This is a genomic window from Streptomyces sp. NPDC030021 (assembly GCF_055574035.1).
The window spans coordinates 120,568-138,120 of sequence record NZ_JBVIAH010000001.1 but is presented as its reverse complement, the minus strand read 5'-3'; the positions used below and the strand labels follow the sequence as shown (position 1 = coordinate 138,120).

Below are 17,553 nucleotides of genomic sequence, written 5' to 3'. Positions count from 1 at the left end.
CTGGCCGGCCGAGGCTGAGCCCGGCGACATAGATGCCCCCACCGACGTGTCCGACCCATGCCGAGCGGTCAGCATGGCCCTGACTGCCCTGCCGCAAGAGGGCATCCAGGATGGTGACCCGCTCACCCTCAACCTCGATGCAGAAGCCTCCGGCTGGCAGGCGTGGTGTGGGCACCGGCTTTCTGTGGGCTCCGCCAGCACCCCCACTACCTCGTCGCTGCCTTCGCCGGCTCAATGGTCTCCCCGGCACCGGTCCTGCGCCACACCTTGCCCGCGAACAGTGAAGGCCAGCTCGCTGTGTGACCCACTGTCTGGCCTGCCGATGGCCGGACCCCATCGGGTCCGGCCATCGGCTCTTCGCACGGGGAGTACCCATTAACCCGTCTGCAGCGCACTTTAGACGTCAGGTTGTGCTTCGCCTTGAAAATGGCATCGCTGTTCAGGTATCGGTTGACAGATCAATCTGCTCTGCCTGCACCTTCGCTCGCCAATAGGCAAGGTTATTGCGCATCACCTGAATCATGGGGTGCTCGCAGCCCAGGGCCCGAACACTGTCGAGGATCGCCTGTTCGTATAGTGCGACCGCTCGTGCGAGATCTCCCGTCAATGCATAAGCGCCTGCGAGGTTGCTCTGCGATGTCAAGGTAGCTGGATGGCCTCCACCCAGGACCCTCCTCCGATCCGCAAGGGATCGTTCGTAGAGCGCAATAGCCTGCGCTGTATCGCCTGCCAGCGCGTAGGCGCCTGCCAGGTTGTTCCGCGCGAGCAAGGCGTTGGGGTGATCCGGGCCAAGGATGCGTTCACTGTCAGCCAGCGTCTGTTCGTACAACGCAACCGCCCCAGTCAGGTCGCCCATTTGCTCGTAGGCGCCTGCCAGGTTGTTCCGGGCGAGCAGGGTGTCCGGGTGGTCAGGGCCAAGGATGCGTTCGCTGTCAGCCAGCGACCGTTCATACAGCGAGGTTGCTCGCTCCAAGTCCCCCAGTGTTCCGTAGGCGCCTGCCAGGTTGTTCCGGGCGAGCAGGGTGTCCGGGTGGTCAGGGCCAAGGATGCGTTCGCTGTCAGCCAGCGACCGTTCGTACAGCGAGGTTGCTCGCTCCAAGTTCCCCAACGCCAAATGGATGCCTGCGAGGTTGGCCTGTGAGGCGGCGAGATTAGCGCCGAAGGCGGCTGGTGCAGCTGCTGCAAGCTGTCGGTAGAGCTCAGTTGCCTCCTCGTTAGAATTCCTCGCCTCCTCCAACCGGCCTGTCTCCGACAAACGATTACCGAGGTTGTTGAGTGATGCGGCGAGGTCTGGCATGTAGGCGTCGGGGTTGTCGGCAGCCAACTGGCGACGAATCCCAACCGCCTCCTCGATCGCTGCCAGGCCCTCCTGCCAACGTCCTACCTCCCCATAGCGGGCCGACAGGTTGTTGAGTGATGCGGCGAGGTCTGGCATGTAGGCGTCGGGGTTGTCGGCAGCCAACTGGCGACGAATCCCAACCGCCTCCTCGATCGTCGCCAGGCTCTTTTGCACTTGACCCAGGTCTCCGTACGCGATGGATAGGTTGTTGAGCGACATGGCAAGGCTGGGCTTGTAGGCGTCGGGGTCGTCGGTGGCCAACCGCTGGTAGAGAGAAGCGGCCTCCTCGATTGCGACTAGGGCCTCCTGGATCCGGCCCAGGTCTCCGTACGCGATGGATAGGTTGTTGAGCGACATGGCAAGGCTGGGCTTGTAGGCGTTGGGGTTGTCGGCAGCCAGGTGCCGGCGAATCTCAACCGCTCTCTCGATTGCGACGAGAGCCTCCTGCCGGCGTCCAAGGTTCTCGTAGCTGGCCGAGAGGTTGTTGAGGGCAGCGGCAAGGCTGGGCTTGTAGGCGTCGGGGTCGTCGGTGGCCAACCGCTGGTAGAGAGAAGCGGCCTCCTCGATTGCGACTAGGGCCTCCTGGATCCGGCCCAGGTCTCCGTACGCGATGGATAGGTTGTTGAGCGACATGGCAAGGCTGGGCTTGTAGGCGTTGGGGTTGTCGGCAGCCAGGTGCCGGCGAATCTCAACCGCTCTCTCGATTGCGACGAGAGCCTCCTGCCGGCGTCCAAGGTTCTCGTAGCTGGCCGAGAGGTTGTTGAGGGCAGCGGCAAGGCTGGGCTTGTAGGCGTCGGGGTCGTCTGCAGCCAACCGCTGGCAGATCTCAACCTCTTGAGCAGTGGCCTCAAGAGCCTCGTGCCAGTGACCAGCTGCAGACAACATCGATGCCAGGTTGTGCAGTGCCTTGAGCCGTCCTTGCTTGTCGTCGCTGAGACTCAAGATGTCGACAGCAGTGGTGAAGGCGACCACTGCATCAGCCAAATCGTGGGACCCGCCCGTACGATCAAATCGTGCGCGCAACGCATTCCCAAGTCTGGTTAGGAGTTCGGCACGGTCAGCATCCCGGGTTGAGGACTCCCTGAGTGCTTCGTGCACTGCCGAGATGGCTTGGTTGAGTTCATGGAGCGATTCCGTTGGCTGGGGCTGACGCCACCCGGACGGTCCCCGGTCACGGCTGCCCATGTTCGCCCCCCATTTCCCTAATCATGTCCCTAGCCATTTGCCGATCGAAGACATCCAGGGTCCGCTGGCGTGGATACCATCGAACCAGCGGCTTCTCGGATGGCGGCGGCTCCGGTTCACCCCTTCGGTGCTGCTCATCCGGGAGAGGTTCTTGGTGATCTACCGCGGTGGCTGGCACAGGAGTCCCCATGGTGGGCCCCGGCGAAGGAGTGCCATCGTCTGCAGCGCGCCAGAGGTCGTGGATCCGTCGTACCACTCTGTCGACGTCGACGGCCTCGCCGACGCACTGGTTCTGGCAAAGTACGCGAACCAAGGAAACCAAGTTCTGCCAGCGCGGAGTACTGGCGCCTCGGAGTACTGCGCTGACACCCTCGTGACTCAGCGTACCTGGAAGATCGTCCCGACCCTTGATCCAACCACTGATCGTTCGAGCTGCCGGCTTGCCAGCCAGCGCGTATAGGTAATGCAGAGCGGCAGCGAGATCGCGCCGCGGCCCGGGGGGCAGGCGTTCCTCGTCCGGCATGCGAATGCCCACCGTGAGATCTCCGTCAGCCTTTGTCAGGTTTCGTCAGGCAAACAGTGTCGCAGGGCAACCGATGCGGTGTCAGGCCGTTCCTCGCACCGGTCCCTGCGGGGCGTTGGCAACGATCGCTCGGCTACTCCGGCTCCAGCCGCATGGTGGTTTTGGGCCCCCAGTCGAGCAGCGCAGGGGCCGACGACGGCATGTACGTAATCAAGATGCGAGGTGCGAACTCTCATGACGAACCCACCAGGCAACGAACTACCCCTCCGCTGGCTGGTCATCCTCACCGTCTCCGCCGCGCTCGGGATGACTGTCGGGTGGAAGGAAGGAGTCGGCTCCGGCGTCATGGCCGGCATCGCCGTCGCAGGCTTTCTCTACCTGGTAATTGGTAGCTGACCCGGGTCTCCATCTGGTCTGTACTCTGCAAGGCCTGCCCATCGCGTTTGCCCTGACAGGCGCCAAGGAACCCCGGGCTCCGGCACGTCGGCCATGCTGCGGCGGTCCGGTGTGCGCAGACTGACGCCAGCCCGCTGCGGAGGTACCCAGAACGCCCCGCACGCCGCCGACAGGTGGAGCACGAAGCCGCTCGCTCCCTGCCACAGCGGTACGTCCATGCCAGCCAGAGGGCCGAGTGGAACGTCGCGGTGTGGGGGAAGGGGTGTCTCATCATGTGCTGCAACGCTCGCGGGCACTCTCGTGAGCTCCTGCCTTGGGGTGCCGAATGTGTGCCGCACCGGCCAGTCGTACGCCCGAGGGCGCAGGCGTGGCATTCGCCGATCGAGTGACGGGACGGCTCCACCACGATGACCGGCCCGGCCTGCGCTACCTGTCGCATTACGGTTTCAGGTCGCCCGTGGGAGTGAGAAGCGCCACAATTGGGTCAAGCGGGAGCCCAGCTCGGCTTGGGGGTCGGGGTCGAAAGCCCAGGGCGTGCGGGTCCCCCAATCCGTCCGAACCTCCCGAGTGGCGCCTCGGGGTGACGACTGGTTGGGGACCAGTTGGGGACCAGCGCCGGTGCCCGCAGGTGCACGGCACGTGCATGCATGCACGTCCCCCGCCCTCAAATAGCGCCATATGTCCTGATTATTACCCTGGCGCAGCCATCTGGGGGTCAAGGGGTCGCAGGTTCAAATCCTGTCGTCCCGACCATGCTTTGTGCAGGTCGGAGGCCGTTCTCTCATCCATGAGAGGACGGCCTTTTCCATGCCCGGAATGCTGGTGGTCGCAGTGTGGTCGCACGCCCGCTTCGGGGTTGGTCGGCGGTGGGGTGGAAGCCGGTCGGGGCGGGGGAGCGGAGCCGGTTGAGGGCTTCGCGGAGGTGCTGGAGGTGGTCGCGTGGTGGTCGCAGGGTGCAGCGTACGTAGAGGACGCGCTCGGCCAGGTGGACGTCGTCCCAGTGCAGGCCGAGGGCCTCTCCTTTGCGCATGCCGGTGCCGATGAGGAACTCGAACAGGTCGGCCATGTCCGGGTCTGCCTGGTGGCAGTGCTGGAGGAAGCGGACGGCCTCGTCCGCGGTCCAGATCCGTCGCTCGGGCGACGGTGGCCGGTGAAGTGCCGGGGGACTGGCGGGGTTGTGGGCGAGGCGATGCTGGCGGACCGCGTCACCGAGAGCGCTGGAGAGAGTGGCCAGGCAGCGGTAGAGGGTGGTCTGGCCGCGGCCTGCGGCGAGCTCGCCGGTGACGAAGGCCGCGATGTGCCGGTGTCCGAGCTCGTCCAGCTTGAGGGTGCCGAAGGCGGGCACGAAGTCGTTGTGGACGTAGTCCCGGTAGCGGGCCATGGTGGGTCGGCTTGAGGACGAGGGCCTTGGCGGCGAGCCAGGCGGTCAGGTAGTCGGCGACGCTCTGGTTCGGGTCGGCGTTGAATCCGCCGGCCTCGCCCTCGAGGAATCTGCGGAGTGCGGTCTCGGCTGCGTCGTGGTTGTCGAAGCCGCGCCTGCGCACGGTCGTCCGGTGGCGGCGTGGGGTCGGGACGTCGACTGCAAAGGTCCACGTCCCGTGGTGACCGTTGGTGAGCAGGTGGGGGCAGTGTGCTCCGAGCTGGTGATGCAGTGTGTCCCGGCAGCCACATCTGCGGTAGATGCGGCCGCGGTCGGCGGTGGTGCGCATGGGGATCGCCTCCAGGAGGCGGAGGAAAACCGACACCTCCAGTCTCGTGCGACCACCCGCGATCACCACGCCCCGTGCGCGCCCTGTGACCTGCGCTTTCCCCTTGTCTTTGCGCCAAGGGCAACGCTTTGCCCCAGCTACCCATGCGCCCAGCAGCTTCTTCGTCTCCTGGTGGTACAGCAGCTGTACCCATGCTGACCAGCTCAAACGGTAGTTGGCGCGGCATTCTGGCGAGGGTTGGTCCGGGAATGGTCCGGATCTTGGTGTGTCTACGCCGCCTCGGGCCATGTCTGTGCTGACGTAGGTGGCATCAGCCCTCATCCCGGACGGGTAGTGCCGCTGCCTCGAACACGGACAGGTGCTGCGTGAGGCAGGGGACCAGGTCCGGATCTTGGTAGCAGCCGGCAGCGGATGCCGCCTGGTAGATGTCGGCCAGGTAGAACTCGCCGAGCGATACGACGCCCCGGAGGCCTTTGAAGAACCTGGCGGCTTCCTCCACCGTCGGCTCGACCATGGTTGACGCTGTGTAGGCGACGCGCCGGAGTTCGGCAGCCTTCGCGACTTGCCCGAGGGACAGTCCCGGTAGCGCCATGGCCGCCCTCCTCACTCCCGGTCGGGAGCCGGGACGCATCCGGTCATCCCGTGACTGTGGCCGCCTTCTATGCCGAGACCGGCCGCTCCAGCGACCTCACCTCCAAGGGCGCGGCAGGTACCGAGGCTCGTGCTTTCGTGGCGGGTGTGGAGGCTGGAGTGCTGCACGACGTCTCCGATGCCTCTGTCTCCATGGCCAACCTCGCCGAGGCCGACGCCGAGGGACAGTTGATGTCGTGCGCTGGCGCCGCGCTCGTCCAGGAGCCTCGGTGCGGGCGCGGGTAGTTCGGGCCCCAGCCCGCCCGATACTCGGATCGGGTGAAGCAGACAGGTCCGAGCACATCCGTCAGTCGTGGCGGCGATGCTAGGGAGCAGCCCGGTGCTTCGCTTGCTGGGCCGGTCGCGCCGCGTGATCGTGCTCGATGGCCAGGAGGGATACCGTGGCGAGGCGGAACGGATTGGACGAAGCCAAGGTCCAAGCCTTCATGGAGAAGGCGCTCGGGGACATCAGCGGGACGCTGGCGATCGGCCTGTGTCACTTGGGCGACCGTCTGGGCCTGTTCAAGGACCTCGCGGCCAACGGGCCCTCCGGCAGCCAGGAGCTCGCGGATCGTCTGGGACTGAACGAGCGCTACGTACGCGAGTGGCTGCGGGGGCTCACCGCCGCAGGGTATCTGGAGGAACCGGAGTCCGGGCGCTTCGTCCTTCCTGCCGAGCATTCGCCCGCCCTGGCCGACGAATGGGGGCCGATGTTCCTCGGCGGCATCTACCAGATGCTCCCGGCCGCCTTGGCACCGTACGAGCGATTGGGCGACGCGTTCAGAAGCGGAGGAGGTGTACGGCAGAGCGACTACCCGGACAGCCTGTGGGAGGGCATGAGCCGTTTCACCGGCAGCTGGTTCGAGAGCGTGATGATCGACGAGTGGCTGAGCACCTTTCCTCACGTGGTCGAGAGGCTGGAGCGGGGCATCGACGTCGCAGACGTGGGATGCGGCTCGGGCCACGCCCTGATCGTGCTCGCCAAGGCGTTTCCCCGCTCGCGTTTCACGGGGTTCGACAACTTCTCGCGCCAGCTGGAACGTGCCCGGGAGAACGCGGAGAAGGCGGGTGTCGCCGATCGCGTGGTCTTCCAGAAGGTGGATGCCTCCGAGGGCCTTCCCGGACGTTATGACCTCGTCACCACCTTCGACGTGGTCCATGACGCGGTGGAACCGCAGCGGCTCCTTGCCGCCATCAGGGCGGCGGTCCAGGATGACGGCGACTACCTGATGCTCGAGATCAACTGCGAGGACCGGCCCCAGGACAACGTGGGTCCCGTCGCGTCGACGCTCTACGGATTGAGCGTGTTCTACTGCATGACCACGTCCCTCGCGGACGGCGGAGCCGCCCTCGGAACGTGCGGTCTGCCCGAGGCGGCGGTACGGAAGCTGTGCGCCGAAGCAGGTTTCGGCAACGTGGCCCGGTCCACGGCGGATGACGCGTTCCACGTCCTCTACGACATCAAACCGTAGGTGCGTAGGGAGCCGTCCGGGAACGGGCGGCAGAAGCGGACCCCCGCGCTGAACGGGCCCGCCGTGCAAGTCGCCGGCCGGCCCGTTCCGAGGCTGTCGAGTGTTTTCTCTCGGTGTCAGCGGTGCGTGGCGTCGAATGGGCGCCGGAACATCAGGGCGTGCACGGTGAAGCGCGACCCGTCGAATTCCGCCCGTCCCGCTGCTCGCTGCTCCTTCAGCAGGCCCAACATGGTCTCCCTGTGTCCGGCGTACGCGAGGAGCGGGATGTCCATCTCGAAGACCTCAAGCGTCTCCATCTCATAGCCGCGCGTGGTGAGTTCCGTGACGGTCCAGGGGATGTCGGCGAGCGAGGAGTGGGCCATGAGCAGAGTGCCGCCCGGCGCGAGCAACGTGTCCATCCGGTCGACAATGGACTCATACACCGCACGGCCGCTCCTGCGCGCGACAAGAGCGGTTTCCAGGCCGTCACTTCTCGCATAGCTCGGGTCGTAGGGCAGATGCGGCGGATTCGTGATCACCAGATCGAACTTCTCGTCCGGTGTGTACTCCTCAAGTGGCAGATTGACACAGCTCAGCCGTGTGACGTCGAGGCCGTTGGCCACCACGTTGGCCTTGGTCTGGGCCGCGAAGGCGGGGTTGACGTCCAGAGCGGTCACCCGCTCGGCGCCGGCCGCGAGCAGGGCGACACTGTAGATGCCGGAACCGGCCCCGATGTCCAGAGCGTTGACGCCTTGGAAGTCGGGAGCGTCGTCACGGTTGAGAGCGGCGAGGAGGCTCAGCCCGCAGTCGGTCGGGAACAGGACCTCGTCGGGGTCCTCCACCATGAGGCGCAGACGCGTGCCGCGGAACTCGAAGATTCCACACGAGGGCCGGGCGTCCCACAGAGAGCCGTTCTCGCCGGTGGGCAGGACACGGCGCCGCGTCAGTACTTGGACGGGAGCAGCAGTCATCGCAGCGTACCTTTCGAATTAAGGGAAAAGGGCTGGCGGGTTCGAGGATCGGCCTGATGCGGAGAGCCTCGAATCCGGCACGTGGTCGGCACGGGGCAACCGTGTGCCTCGCGATCATCAGGAACTGACGTCCTGGTGGTGCGCAGCCGGGGCGACAGTCATTCGGACAGTGCGGACAGCAGGGTACGAACGGAGTCGTCGGCGATGCGCTGTGCGCGCAGCGTCGGGATCAGGTCCTCCACGTAGCTGAAGTTCCACGCGAGTTGGCCGTGGCACGTGGCGGCCGTCGCCACGATGGCGCCCATCACCGAGACACCCGTCATGAACTGGGCGTCGCTGATTCGCCACGAGCCCGTCCGATCGGGGAACTCGTAGCAGCCGACGTTGGACAGACACAGGTTGATCGGCCCCTTCTCGTCCATGAATCGCATGAACGACTCGCTGTCCGCCAGCGACTTCGGCCCCGCCCAGCGGGGCAAGTTGATCGTGGCCAGGTGGTCCTGACGTCTCCGGCGCCGAACCAGGTCCTGGCTGATCTCCCGGGCCATGGGCCACAGCGGCCGGCCGGGTTCGTAGCGGACGCGGGAGGCAACGGTCGCCACGTAGGTGCCGACCTCGTCGTCGGAGACGGCCGGATCCAGGTCGGCGCGGAAGTCGACCGGCGAGCCGATCGAGAAACGCGCAGCCGCCCGGGTTTCCGCGTCCCTGGCGACGGCCGTGACCATCGCCGCGGCCAGGGCTCCGTGGACCGTGACACCGTGCCGCTTGGCCGCTCGCACCAGCAGGTCCAGCTGGTCGGCGGTGAGGAGTCTGTGCACCATCCCGGTGCGTCGTTGCCCGAAGGGGATCTGTCGGCTGGGGACGACTCGTTGTGCGGGGCGCCGCCGGGCCGTCTGCTGGTCACGCAGCATCATGACCTTGAACCCCGCGGCACCCGCCGCACCGCGGTGGCGACGAGGGAGCAGGTCGTCCGTCGCGGGCAGGGCCCGTTGAGGGGTGACCTGCGGCGGTGTGCCGTGGGCTGACCGGGCGGCGACTTCGATCCACTGCCGGAGCAGGGACAGGCACGTCTTGCCGTCGGCGATGACATGCGAGGCCGTCAGCAGCAGGTCGTGGACGCTCCCTTCGTCCTCCGTGCCCTTGCCTCCCGAGGTGATCACCACGGCGCGCAGGAGCGGTCCGGTGGACCAGTCGATGCTCTCCACGAGCTCGCGGTCATTGACCTCGTGCTCCCATCGGGTGTCGGCCGTGGGGTCGTCCGCCGACACACGGACGTACCGCAACGGGATCTGCCGCCCGTCCAGCGGCACGAAGACGGGATGTGCTCCGGTGCCGTCGTCGGTGATCGCGACACGCAGCAGGGGGTGCCGGACCTGCAGGACGTCCAGAGAGCGGCGCAGCAGCGACGCGGGCAGGTGTCCGTGGACGCGGACCCGGGCGATGACGTTGAGGGATGAGGTCTGGTCGGCGATCCAGTACAGGCGCTCCAGGGGACTCAGTTCGCGTTGGACGCTGCCGGGTTCGGCTGCCGGGCCATTCGGAAAGATGAGGGCCTGCGCGGTCTGCCGGACGAGGACGTGGCGGGGCACCAGACGGAAGGTCTTGTGGCGGTGCAACGCGCGCCTGACGCAGGCAGCGAGCCTGTCGTGGTCGACACCGCCGTGCAGGGACTCGTGGAGGACGCAGTTGAACTGCGGTGATTGCGGAGCCTGCGAGCCGGCGGACCGCAGATCCCGCTGGTATGCCGTCAAGGGGTGGCGCGCTTGCTCGTTCATGCCCACGTGTTGAGGTTTCCTTCAAGCCGTAGGGAAATTCCCCCGGTGCCCGTGGGGATCGTGGAGGGCAGCGAGGGCGGACTGCCGGATGCGACGGACGGTTCGAGGCCGGACAGCGAGGGGAGAGGACACGCGGCGCTACGCGCCCTTCAGGCGAACGGGTTCGACGCCACGGCAGCGGGGGGCCGGAGGTCTCGCGCTCGCGGGCTGCGGGATCTGCTCGACCATGCGGTCTCAGCCGGCCTGACCCCATACGGCCAGGACCGGCTGGGCTGGACGCACAGGTGGGTTTCCTACGGAGCGCCCAGCGGGATCACCGTGTTCCCCTGGCCGACGCCGGTGGACGTCCAGATGCTGTCGGCCCGGTTACCAGGTGCGGAGCAAACCCTGCGCGCGGGGAGCCGACCGGGGTGCCACGGGTCCCGGAGCGGGCGGAGCCACGGCTTCGCCGTGGATGTCCACGGCGAAGCCGTCCAAGGGGTGGGGTGGCGGCTCCGGGAAGCACGCAGGACGTGGCTCGCGATCGCGACAGCTGGTCGGGGCTCAGGGGCGAAGGGCGGTCAGGAGCCCATAGCGGAGTTGTGGAACCTCGACCAGGAACTCGGTCAGGTCGGCAGCCGTCTCCCATTCGCGTGCCGTTTCGGCGTCCACGTCCCGCGCGGCCTCCCGCCAGGCGCCGGCCAGGATGTCGTAGGAGCGTCGGATGTTCTCACCGATGTCGATGAAGTCCACCACCTTCAGCCTGGCGTCCTCCACCGACTTCTGGTATCCGTCGGGGCTCATCGAAACCTTGAAGAACGCACACATCTCGAGCATGCGGGCGACCTCCGAGGAGGCGAGTTCTCCTTCGAGATACGCCTCGGCGATGACGAACCGCCCGCCGGGGCGCAGAGCCCGTGCGATGTGGCCGATGGCCGCTTCCTTGTCCTTCATGTGCATCAAGGACTCGATGGCGTACGCACCGTCGAAGGACTCGTCAGGGAAAGGGAGTCGCATGGCGTCGGTGACCTGGAATGTGGCCCGCCCGGAAAGGCCCGACGACTGCAGGCGCCGGTTGGCCAGGCCTACCTGGTAGTCGCTGACGCTGATCCCGGTGATCTGCACGGCATGACGCGCCATGATGTGCGCGGCGGTGCTCCCGTGGCCACAGCCCACGTCGAGCAGGTGATGACCTTCGGCCGGGGCGAGGCGTTCGGCGACGAGGTCGGACAGCCGGTCGGTCGCCTCCCGCACGGGGGTGTCATCCGCTTCGTCGTCCCAGTAGCCGACGTGGATGTTGCCGCCGAGCGCGCGGTCGAACAGATCCGTGAAGCGGTTGTAGAGGGTCCCCACGTCCCTGATCGTATGGGGGTTTCGCGTCAGTTCCGTCGTCATGAGGAGGCCTTTCGCAGCTCGTCGAGCCATTTGCTGTGGTTACGGATGCATCCGAGCGCCCCACCGCCTGTGAAGAGGGCGTGGCAAACGTAGCCAAGGGTTGTTGAGCGGAATGGCCCGAACCCCAGGGTGATCCACAACTTCACCTGTTCGGACGCGCACCTCGCCCACCTGCGGCAACGGGCGCGTCCTGGTCGGCGGGCGGGGACGGACCGCCGCGATACGGCACGACAAGGCGATCGACGCCACGATCTCCGGTCAGTGGTCGCCCACGACCACTGACCGGAGATCGGACTTACAGCACAGGAAGCGGTCTTACTCAGACGTGCCCGAAGAACAGGCTGCCCGGCGCGTCCGGGTCGTTCGAGAGGAAGTGCTCCCGTACCGCGCGGATGAACTCATGACGCGAGATCGCGCCGTCCCCGTCGAGGTCCAACTTGGTGAACGTGTCCATCGCGTCGGGCGCGTCGATCTTCCACACGTCCTTCAGGAAGCGGGCGAACTCGTCCTTGGTGATCTCGTTGTCGCCGTTGACGTCGATGACGTCGAAGATCGCGTGGCCGCCCCCCTCGGTCACGTTGAGTCGGCTGGTGTCGATGGCCGCGAGGCGGTTGGCCGTGACGAACTGGTCCTTCGTGAGCTTGTCCGCCTGCACGCCCGCGTGGCGCAGCAGTTCCAGCCAGTAGATCTGGCAGAAGGTCTGGAGCGCCCTGGCCCGGCGGTCGCTTTGCTGGAGCTTGTAGGCCTGGATGTAGCGGTCGGCGAGCTTCTGGTAGTCCGTCCCGTCCACGTAACCGTCGTTGTTGGCGTCCATGGTCTCGAACGCTCGCTCGAGCTTGACGGTGACGAGGTCCTGCGCCGCAGCGGTCATGTCTCTCCTTACAACTGCGAGGGGGGAGTAGCCTTTCAGCACGATCATTTGGCCAGCCATGTGCGAGCGCAACCGCCAAGGGGTGGGTCTGAATGTTTTTCACCCTTCGCGCATGCCACCCTCACCCGACTACCCGATCCGGCGGGAGTGGAAGTGGGAAGCCGACAACGGCGCCCGGCATCGGGCGGCGCGGCGTCCATGGCGTTCCCCGCGCTCGTGCCACGATCGCCTTCGGGGCCACTCCCCTGGTGAGCCACGCCGGTCCTCCGGTCCCTCAGGTCTCCGGATCCCACGGCTCCCCCATCGGCAGGAGCTCAGATGAATACTTCTTCCCACGAGTACTACTGCGCCGAGATCATCCGGCAGACGGACCTTCTGCAGAACGCCTGCCGTGACGCAGAGCACTCCTCCGTCGTGCCAACCTGCCCCGGCTGGTCACTCGGTGATTTGCTTCTGCACGTCGGCTCCACACAGCGGCAGGTCGAGACGCTTGTGCGAACCCGGGCCGTTTGGTCGACCATGCCCGACGGACGACCGGGGCCGGAGGCGCCCGATCCCGCTGCCCCGAAGGTGCTGGCGACCTGGTTGACCGAGAGCGCCGAGCTCCTGGCGGTCACGCTGCGCGAGGCGGGACCGCAGGCGCGAGTCTGGACGTTCGCCGCGGAACAGCACGCGGGCTTCTGGTCCCGCCGGATGACGCACGAGACGCTCGTTCACCGGGCCGACGCGGCCGCGGCCACCGGCACCGCGTACCTCGTCGACCCAGAACTGGCGGCGGACTGCCTCGACGGGCTGCTCGAGACGGTGACGTTGCCGGTGGCTGCCGAGGTCCAGCCCAGGCTGAAAGACCTGACCGGCCCGGGACGCACCCTCGCACTCCGTGCGACCGACCTGAACGGCACGGACGACGCCGGTGATCCGAAAGGCCGCTGGTTCATCGATGCGACCGGGGATCAGGTGGCCTGGTGCCACGCGGATCGGGAGGCGGCGGTCGCGGTGCGTGGTACGGCGGCCGAACTCATGCGGACCTTTCACCGCAGGCTGCCGCCGGACAGCGGAAGCGTCGTGATCCTCGGTGAGCGCCCTGTGCTGGACGCCTGGCTGGAACGGGTGTGGTTCTGACCGGCTTCGTCCACCCCGACGCGCCTTGCCTGCCAGAGTCGCAGGAGACCGGTCACGGGTGAGCGGCCTGACGGGATCAGGCACCGCCTTGCCGCACGGGCTCGCCGTACGGTGGCGGCAACGGCGACGAGAAGGAGTCGATCAGCTCGCTCAGGGGGAACACGGCGCCGGCGCGCACCGCCGCGACGGTTCGGGTCAAGGTGGTGAAATCGCTGAACGGATCGCCGTCCACCACGGTCAGGTCCGCCCGGCGTCCCGCTTCCACGGTACCGGTCTCCCCCTCGGTGCCGAACAACTGAGCGGGCAGGACCGTGGCCGCCCGCAGGGCCTGCGCGGGTGAAAGCCCGCCCCGGTGCAACGCCCTCAGGCCGAGGTGGAGTTGGAGGCCGGTCGGCACCAGAGGGGAGTCCGTGCCCAGGACGACCGTCGCACCGTCCGCCAGCAGCTCGCGATAGACGGCGATTTCGTTGTCCAGGAAGGCGAGCTGGGTGGAGGTGGGCGGCTGGGCAACAAATCGGTGGACCAGGTCCACGTCCCACGGAGGCATCAGGGCCGTCACCCGGGGATCTTCGGCGAGCGCCGGGTCCGCTCCCAACAGCGGCAGGGCGGGAAACGGTGTGGCGATCAGGGCAAAGCCGGCCTTGGTGTAGAGATGCCGCAAGTCCTCGTGGCAGCGGCCCGAGGCCGTGGTCTCGTGGCCGAATTCCAGGCGTTGGGTGGCACAGAGGTGGGTCGTCAGGTCCTGACCGACCTGGATGCCCGGCACGCACAGGTGACCGCCGCTGGGGACGCCGAGCCGTTCGTGACCGAAGCGCGTGGCCTCGGCCATCAGCTCGGCCGAGGCGCGGACGTAGGTCTTCACGAAGTCCCACTCCAGGGCCTCGCCCCGGGCCAGTGAGCGGCGCAGGCCCGCCGTGGTCCGGTGGGCCCGACCCATGCTGTACGCGACGCGGGCTCCGTCCAGCAGCTCTCCGCTGGTGAGCAGTCTGGGTCCCGCCAGCTCCCCCGCTTCGGTCGCCTCACGGACGCGTGCCTGCTCGTACGCGAAGCCGCCGCAGGAGACCGCGGTGGTGATGCCGTAGGCGAGCTGGAGGGCGCATTGCCGGGCGCCGTAGGTCTGATGCCAAGGATGGGTGTGGGAATCCCACAGCCCCGGAAGGACGGTGTACTCCGAGGCGTCCAGCTTGTGCCGGCCGGGGCGTCGGGAGTGGTGGGGCTCGACGGCGCTGATCCGGCCGTCCTTCACCACCACGTCCATGTTGTGACGGGTGCGTTCACCGGTACCGTCCCACAATTGCCCGGCGTGGATCACCTGGTCGGCGGGTGTCGAGGCCCGATGGCCGAGAGACACGCGGATGGTCCGTGCCGGGTGGCTCCCCACACCGGCCATCGCGTCGGTCAGGCGGAGTCTGCCGCAGGACAGATAGAGCAAGGTGCGGGAGTCGCCGGACCAGGAGGGGTGGTCGGCGGGCTCCTCGGTGAGCTGCCGCAGGAGTCCGTCGGGGGTGCCGTCCGGTCTGACGGGGAGCAGCCACAGCGCGGACTCGACGATCACCGCCATCCACCGTCCGTCGGGGGACCAGACCGGGCCGCAGTCGCCGCGGTCGGAGATCGAGACGTGGGGGGCGACGGCGTGCAGCCGGTCCGTGCCGTCGGTGGCGTCCAGCACCCGGATGAGGTTGTAGCCCTCGCGGAAGCGCCGGTTGAGGCGGTTGCGGTCGCAGATGGCGATCCAGCGGCCGTCGGGGGACCAGCTGGGACGGCCGGGCAATCCGCCGTCGCCCAGCGGGGCGGCGAGCAGTCGATCGGTGCCCCGGACGAGGTCGCGCACGATCACGTTGCCGGAGAGGTCGAGGCAGGCGAGTCGGGTCCCGTCGGGCGACAGGGCGGGGTGCACTCGGCCGCCGTCGGCGAGCACCGTCTCGGCTCCGGTGCCCACGTCGTGGCGGCGCACCGCGAAGGTGCCGTCGCGGTCGTCGGCGTAGAGCAGGGAACTGCCGTCGGGGGCCCAGGCGGGTGCCATGACGTACCGCGTCGCCCCGGCGCGGACGATCCGCCGCGGTGGCATGGCGCCGGAGGTGCTCGCGACCCAGAGGGAGTTGAGGGCGGCGAAGGCGACGGTGCGGCCGTCCGGGGAGAGGGCGGGCAGGTGGATGCCGCGCACCGGTCGCACGTCACCGCTCTTCCGCTCGGGGCGTCTCGCCCGGCGGGAGGGGCCCGGCACGGTGAGCGCGGCGGTGAACGGGATGGATTTGGCGTGATGTGGCCGGTCGGGTGGCAGCCGGTGGAACTGGCCGTCGACGACCAGCAGCAGCTCGTCCGGAGAGGTCCAGCGTGGTGGTGCCGTTCCGACATCCCCGACGACCGGCACGGGCCGGCCGTCGACGACGAGGACGCAGCCCGCGGCCGGAGGGAACGCGGTCCGCAGGTAGGCCAGCCGGCCGGTGGGCGATAGGGCGGGGGTGATCAGCTGGGTGCCGTCGGCGGAATCGGTGTGGACGAGGGTGACCGGCCCGGTGCCGTCAGCTCCGACGGCGCAGACCGTGCAAAGGTCGTACAGGGTGCCGTGAGGACTCGGGACGACAGAGGGACGACTGCGGACGAAGAGCACGCTCCGGCCGTCGGGTGACCAGGTGGGGTCGTAGTCCTCCCACGGCCCGTCCTGGAGCGGGCCGTCCTGTGCGGGGAGGCCGGTGAGCGGGGTCGTCCGGCCGGTGGTGATGTCCAGGATCCAGATCCGGTACGAGCCTCCGGTCACCGGATCGCCGGCGCGTTCGGTGGCGAAGGCGATCCGGGTGCCGTCCGGGGACCACGCGGGGGCGCGGTCGTCCCAGGGGCCGTGGGTGAGCTGCCGGAGGTCCGTGCCGTCCGGACGCAACGTCCACAGGTGGAATGCGCCGCCCCGGTAGGCGCAGACCGCCAGGAGGCGGCCGTCCGGTGAGAACACCGGCCGGGTGGGTTCCAGTTCGGGGTCGGTGATCGGGGTGGCGGTGCCTCCGGCTGCGGGAAGCGACCACAGGACGTTCTGGACCTCGGCGATCAGCTGGTCGCCGTGGAGGGTCGCCGAGCCGCTGGTGGTGGCGGTGAGGGCGACGGTCGTGTGCTGTCGTGGCCCGGCGAGTGGGGACTCGGGCGCGGCCCTGTGGGTCTCCTTCGCCGCGGGCAGGGTGCTTTCCCGGCCGGTGAGAGTCACGGGAGGGCCACCGGATCCGGTACCGACGCGCGGGTGGCCGGGGCCGGGCCCGTGCCCGCCCGGGGGCGGGTGGCCGAGGCCACACAGCGGTCCAGGACGGTGTCCGGCAGCAAGCGGGACAGCATCGCGGCGGCCAGGGCATCGGGGCCGACATGGTAGCGGGTTCTGGGACGGGGCGCTGCGAGGGCGCGGTGGACCTGACGCGCGAAGTCCTCAGGCCGGGTGCGGCTGGCCCGTGCCTGCTGCTCGTTCTCCCGCAGGAACCTTTCGAAGGAAGCGCGGTAGGGCTCGGCGACGAGTTTGGGGGCCCGGTCGAGAAGGTGATTGCCACTCTCGCGGATCTTGTCCCAGAGCGGTGTCGAGATGGCACCCGGCCGTACCACCGAGACCGCCACGCCGAGGGCGCTCAGCTCGCGCCGGAGGGTGTCGCTCATCCCCTCCTTGGCGAACTGGGCCGTGGCGTAGGCCCCGAGGTACGGGAGTGCCACGGCGCCCAGACCTGAGGTCACGTTCACCACCCGTCCACGCATATGGCGCAGGTGGGGCAGGAAGCCCTGGGTGACGGTGAGGGTACCGATGACGTTGATCTCCAGTTGCCGTCGGAGTTCGTCGGAGGGCAGGCATTCGAGCGGGCCGGGGACGCACACTCCGGCGTTGTTGACCAGCCCCCACAGGCCGGGGCCGACCGCCGTGGCCGGTCCCTTGGTCAGCGCCGCAGTGACGTCCGTGACGGCGGCGGTGACCGAGTCCGGGTCGGTCACGTCCAGGATGACGTGACTCAGCGGGGCCGGGGACGCCTCGGCCTGCAGCCGCATGCCGTCCTCCGTGGTGCGGACGCCGGCGAAGACCCGGAAGCCACTGCGGCTCAGATGGAGAGCGCAGGCCCTGCCGAGTCCGGAGGAGGCACCGGTGACGAGGACAGCGCGCCCGGCAGGAGGCCTGGCGGCGGTGACCGGCGCGGCGAACAGGGGCATGACGGTGCCTCTCAGGGGTTGGGTACGGAGCCGTCGCCGT

General features: G+C 68.1%; 13 protein-coding genes. 4 read left to right on the top strand and 9 right to left on the bottom strand.

The genetic code is table 11. The features are described from left to right. Positions 1-439: 439 nt before the first annotated feature. Positions 440-2,311: a tetratricopeptide repeat protein gene (locus ACZ4YL_RS00580; RefSeq protein WP_468113048.1), complete on the bottom strand. Its 1,872-nt coding sequence runs from the start codon at positions 2,309-2,311 to the stop codon at positions 440-442. Between the two features lie 970 nt (positions 2,312-3,281). Here ACZ4YL_RS00580 and ACZ4YL_RS00575 point away from each other — a divergent pair. Further along, positions 3,282-3,443, top strand: a complete 162-nt coding sequence (locus ACZ4YL_RS00575; RefSeq protein WP_468113047.1) for a hypothetical protein — start codon at positions 3,282-3,284, stop codon at positions 3,441-3,443. A 781-nt stretch (positions 3,444-4,224) separates the two neighbouring features. Here the strand turns inward: ACZ4YL_RS00575 and ACZ4YL_RS00570 are convergent. After that, positions 4,225-4,824 (bottom strand): tyrosine-type recombinase/integrase, encoded by a 600-nt coding sequence (locus tag ACZ4YL_RS00570; RefSeq protein ID WP_468113046.1) that lies wholly within the window; start codon positions 4,822-4,824, stop codon positions 4,225-4,227. A 638-nt stretch (positions 4,825-5,462) separates the two neighbouring features. Beyond that, positions 5,463-5,744: a hypothetical protein gene (locus ACZ4YL_RS00565; protein WP_468113045.1), complete on the bottom strand. Its 282-nt coding sequence runs from the start codon at positions 5,742-5,744 to the stop codon at positions 5,463-5,465. A 50-nt stretch (positions 5,745-5,794) separates the two neighbouring features. Here ACZ4YL_RS00565 and ACZ4YL_RS00560 point away from each other — a divergent pair, with 50 nt between their 5' ends. Together ACZ4YL_RS00560 and ACZ4YL_RS00555 are read left to right on the top strand one after the other, a co-directional pair. Continuing rightward, entirely contained in the window at positions 5,795-6,028 is a 234-nt protein-coding gene (locus tag ACZ4YL_RS00560; RefSeq protein ID WP_468113044.1) for a hypothetical protein, read from the top strand. A gap of 200 nt (positions 6,029-6,228) precedes the next feature. After that, entirely contained in the window at positions 6,229-7,254 is a 1,026-nt protein-coding gene (locus ACZ4YL_RS00555; protein WP_468113043.1) for a class I SAM-dependent methyltransferase, read from the top strand. A gap of 116 nt (positions 7,255-7,370) precedes the next feature. On the opposite strand, the gene ACZ4YL_RS00550 is transcribed toward ACZ4YL_RS00555, so the two are convergent. The 4 genes from ACZ4YL_RS00550 to ACZ4YL_RS00535 all read right to left on the bottom strand — a co-directional run bounded on the left by ACZ4YL_RS00550 (position 7,371) and on the right by ACZ4YL_RS00535 (position 12,224). Further along, positions 7,371-8,204 (bottom strand): 50S ribosomal protein L11 methyltransferase, encoded by an 834-nt coding sequence (locus ACZ4YL_RS00550; protein ID WP_468113042.1) that lies wholly within the window; start codon positions 8,202-8,204, stop codon positions 7,371-7,373. Positions 8,205-8,362: 158 nt separating this feature from the next. Continuing rightward, positions 8,363-9,979 carry a condensation domain-containing protein gene (locus ACZ4YL_RS00545; RefSeq protein ID WP_468113041.1) on the bottom strand — a complete coding sequence of 539 codons (1,617 nt, stop codon included), beginning with the start codon at positions 9,977-9,979 and terminating at the stop codon, positions 8,363-8,365. 543 nt (positions 9,980-10,522) lie between these two features. Further along, a complete protein-coding gene (locus tag ACZ4YL_RS00540; protein ID WP_468113040.1) occupies positions 10,523-11,311 on the bottom strand; it encodes an SAM-dependent methyltransferase in 789 nt (262 codons plus the stop codon). A gap of 361 nt (positions 11,312-11,672) precedes the next feature. Next, complete coding sequence (locus ACZ4YL_RS00535; protein ID WP_468113039.1) at positions 11,673-12,224, bottom strand: EF-hand domain-containing protein; 552 nt, start codon at positions 12,222-12,224, stop codon at positions 11,673-11,675. A gap of 318 nt (positions 12,225-12,542) precedes the next feature. Between ACZ4YL_RS00535 and ACZ4YL_RS00530 the strand changes: the two genes are divergently transcribed. Then, on the top strand, positions 12,543-13,346 hold the full coding sequence (locus ACZ4YL_RS00530) for a maleylpyruvate isomerase family mycothiol-dependent enzyme (RefSeq protein ID WP_468113038.1): 804 nt from the start codon (positions 12,543-12,545) through the stop codon (positions 13,344-13,346). 76 nt (positions 13,347-13,422) lie between these two features. Here the strand turns inward: ACZ4YL_RS00530 and ACZ4YL_RS00525 are convergent, their stop codons facing one another. After that, positions 13,423-16,539, bottom strand: coding sequence for an amidohydrolase family protein (locus tag ACZ4YL_RS00525; RefSeq protein WP_468113037.1), 3,117 nt, complete (start codon positions 16,537-16,539; stop codon positions 13,423-13,425). Further along, positions 16,536-17,513 carry an SDR family oxidoreductase gene (locus ACZ4YL_RS00520; RefSeq protein WP_468113036.1) on the bottom strand — a complete coding sequence of 326 codons (978 nt, stop codon included), beginning with the start codon at positions 17,511-17,513 and terminating at the stop codon, positions 16,536-16,538. The genes ACZ4YL_RS00525 and ACZ4YL_RS00520 overlap by 4 nt, the downstream gene beginning before the upstream one ends. Positions 17,514-17,553: the final 40 nt, after the last annotated feature.

Excerpts from the sequence above, each read along its gene's own strand:
- ACZ4YL_RS00575 (WP_468113047.1), top strand. The coding sequence starts at position 3,282 with ATGACGAACCCACCAGGCAACGAACTACCCCTCCGCTGGCTGGTCATC.
- ACZ4YL_RS00570 (WP_468113046.1), bottom strand. The coding sequence starts at position 4,824 with ATGGCCCGCTACCGGGACTACGTCCACAACGACTTCGTGCCCGCCTTC.
- ACZ4YL_RS00565 (WP_468113045.1), bottom strand. The coding sequence starts at position 5,744 with ATGGCGCTACCGGGACTGTCCCTCGGGCAAGTCGCGAAGGCTGCCGAA.
- ACZ4YL_RS00555 (WP_468113043.1), top strand. The coding sequence starts at position 6,229 with ATGGAGAAGGCGCTCGGGGACATCAGCGGGACGCTGGCGATCGGCCTG.
- ACZ4YL_RS00550 (WP_468113042.1), bottom strand. The coding sequence starts at position 8,204 with ATGACTGCTGCTCCCGTCCAAGTACTGACGCGGCGCCGTGTCCTGCCC.
- ACZ4YL_RS00545 (WP_468113041.1), bottom strand. The coding sequence starts at position 9,979 with ATGAACGAGCAAGCGCGCCACCCCTTGACGGCATACCAGCGGGATCTG.
- ACZ4YL_RS00535 (WP_468113039.1), bottom strand. The coding sequence starts at position 12,224 with ATGACCGCTGCGGCGCAGGACCTCGTCACCGTCAAGCTCGAGCGAGCG.
- ACZ4YL_RS00530 (WP_468113038.1), top strand. The coding sequence starts at position 12,543 with ATGAATACTTCTTCCCACGAGTACTACTGCGCCGAGATCATCCGGCAG.
- ACZ4YL_RS00520 (WP_468113036.1), bottom strand. The coding sequence starts at position 17,513 with ATGCCCCTGTTCGCCGCGCCGGTCACCGCCGCCAGGCCTCCTGCCGGG.